Below are 1,027 nucleotides of genomic sequence, written 5' to 3' on the forward strand. Positions count from 1 at the left end.
TGAAAACTTATTATATTCAATAGAAATAAGTGGCAAAGGCAATGGGACAGGAATGTAATAATATTCATGACGTGCGGTAATGCTGGCGGTAAAACCTACGCCAAAACGCCAGCCGTCCATCGCTCCCGGTATCCACATTTTTTGATAGCCATAACCTATAATGGGTTCAATTTGGTTGTGCGAATCCATAAATGCCATCGCATACACAGAGTGCCAGTTGTTATCCTCATCATAGCGATATTTGCCATAGCCGATACCCCATGGCCGCTCATTGTATGACTCTATCTTGTCATCATCGTAGGTCCAGCGGTTGTGCCAGGTATTCAGCGGGATATACAGCTCCTGGTTTGGTGAATCCCAGGTAAGCGAGATGTTGCTCGTCAGGCGTTGCCACAGACTCCCATTGCTGGTTTGCGGGTTATGTTGCCCTATAGATGTCGGTGTTGGCTGATAGTTTTCCTCCGCCAATACAGTAGCGGCCTGACCCCACCATAAGCTACTGAGAATACAGGTGTTGATAATATATTTACAATTCATAACATGGCTCTCTGATGCCCATAAGGCGAAATAAGATATCTGTGCATCAGATAATCTTTGTACTTATCAAAATAAGGGTGATTAATAGATTATTTATAATTGCGTGGAGCTTATAATCTCGAACCTAAACCACACTATAACGATAAAGTAATTTAGAGTTTTCAACTGTACATCAGTGCTATTAAATTCTGTTTCAGAAAAGTAAAGAATATATCAAGAGGGATTTCTCACACTAAATGTAGGTGGATTAGGCTGCATTTCACCCTGGTGAATTAACTAATAATGCGTGCTTTAGGCGATATTCATGCAGATTAAATAAAGTGCTATCGCACCTTGTTGGTGCGATGCAGCTAATTTTTCTCGTGTATTGCACCTATATAGCACAATACCAGTCCATATGGAGAGTCAATCTTTTAGTATTAAATTTGGCATTTTAGTTTATATTTTTATATAACAAGTGGCTCTCCTTACTGTTGGGGGTAGGTTGTGC

1 protein-coding gene is annotated in these 1,027 nt (G+C 40.5%); it reads right to left on the bottom strand.

Translation table 11 applies throughout. From position 1 onward, the window contains the following. The coding region (pagP, locus tag V2A85_RS23930) for a lipid IV(A) palmitoyltransferase PagP (protein ID WP_420072587.1) at positions 1-537 on the bottom strand (537 nt) is incomplete at its 3' end. Positions 538-1,027: the final 490 nt, after the last annotated feature.

Origin of the sequence: Yersinia sp. 1252 StPb PI (genome assembly GCF_048593885.1) — a bacterium.
GTDB lineage: Bacteria > Pseudomonadota > Gammaproteobacteria > Enterobacterales > Enterobacteriaceae > Yersinia > Yersinia enterocolitica_E.